The organism is Acinetobacter sp. 766875, from assembly GCF_000582055.1.
Taxonomy (GTDB): domain Bacteria; phylum Pseudomonadota; class Gammaproteobacteria; order Pseudomonadales; family Moraxellaceae; genus Acinetobacter; species Acinetobacter nosocomialis.
On the sequence record NZ_JEXX01000055.1, the window covers coordinates 1 to 1416 of the forward strand.

The following is a 1416-nucleotide window of genomic DNA, read 5'->3' on the forward strand; positions in this document are numbered from 1 at the left end:
GGTGCAACCGCATCTACTGTGCCAGTTGATGGTGCTGACGGGTTGCCCGCTGGGTCAGTTGCAACAACTGTAACTTTGTCTCCATCTTTAAGATCGCCTGGGTTTGGTACTGTCCACTTACCATCCGGGCCTGCAACTACAGTCGCTGTCGTACCATCCGGGAAAGTGACCTTAACTGTTGAACCAGCTTCTGCTGTACCTGTTACAGGATTAGTTGCATTGATTGGATCAATTACTGGTGCATTTGGTGCAGTGGTATCTACTGTATAAGTTTTTGATTCAGTTATATTGCTACTATTACCCGCTGCATCAGTAAACGTAACTTTTGCATCAATGGTTTTATCGCTATCTGCAATTAATCCACTGCCTGGTACAACTACGCTCCATGTTCCTGCTACTTTATCTACAGTTGCAGTATAAGTTACACCATTCACAACTACAGTAACGACAGTATTTGCAGCATCTGCTGGAATATTTTTTAAGCTACCTGTAACAGTAACGTTACCAGCAGCTTCAGTTGAATTAATAACATTATCTGAAGTTATAGGATCAACAGAGAAAGTAACCCCATTTGTATTTGGAGGTGTAGTATCTGCAGGAGAAGAGTCATTACTACTACCACTATTTGATGCAGCAGCAATGATACCGCCTGCAACTAGAGGTACTGCTGCCCATAACCATGGGTTCACACCTGCATCATGATAAAGTAATGGCTGAATTGAAGAAATTGGTTGATAAATAACATCAGACACTAATGCCTGTGGTGCTTCTGCTGGTAGTGCTGCTGGTAAGTCTTCACCTAAAAGTGCTTGTGGCTCCACATCACTGTCGGCATCTGCATCTGCATCGCTGTCAGCATCTGCATCATTTTCAGCATCTTTAAATTTTGCCCAAATGAGTTGACCATTCTGATCTTGAAATACAAGACTGTTATCAGCTGGTTCAGCAGTACCACTAAAGAAGCCTTCAATAACAATAGTTTCGCCATTTTTTAGGCGAATTACTGCATTAGTACCCTCTCTATTGACTACCAGTACATCACTGGCAGCTACTTTTACCAATACAACTGACGCTTCTGAAAGTTTTGCAGAAGTTCCCTCTGTTGTTACCAAGGTTTTGTGACTGTCCTTGGCAATAATTTGTATCTCAGGCATATCTATATTCCTTTTATATTATTGATTTAAATGATTTTTTGTATAATTCTTTTTACTTAATGTTTTCGAGTTTTTGACCTACAACTTAAAAACATTAAGTAATGTGATCATTTTTACATTAACCACTTTAAAATAAAAAAAATAAATACTAAAGTCCTTAAAGAAAAAAATTTAATTAATACAAATTTTATATAAATAAAATTCTCGTTCTTATTCTTATAAATTACGAAAAATAACTAGCAACTGTTTTATATATAAAACA

The 1416-nt window shown here is 37.7% G+C and carries 1 protein-coding gene; it reads right to left on the reverse strand.

The features are described from left to right. Window positions 1–1154 (reverse strand): BapA/Bap/LapF family prefix-like domain-containing protein (locus J576_RS19280; RefSeq protein ID WP_033855752.1); only part of this gene is annotated, 1154 nt, incomplete at its 3' end. Window positions 1155–1416: the final 262 nt, after the last annotated feature.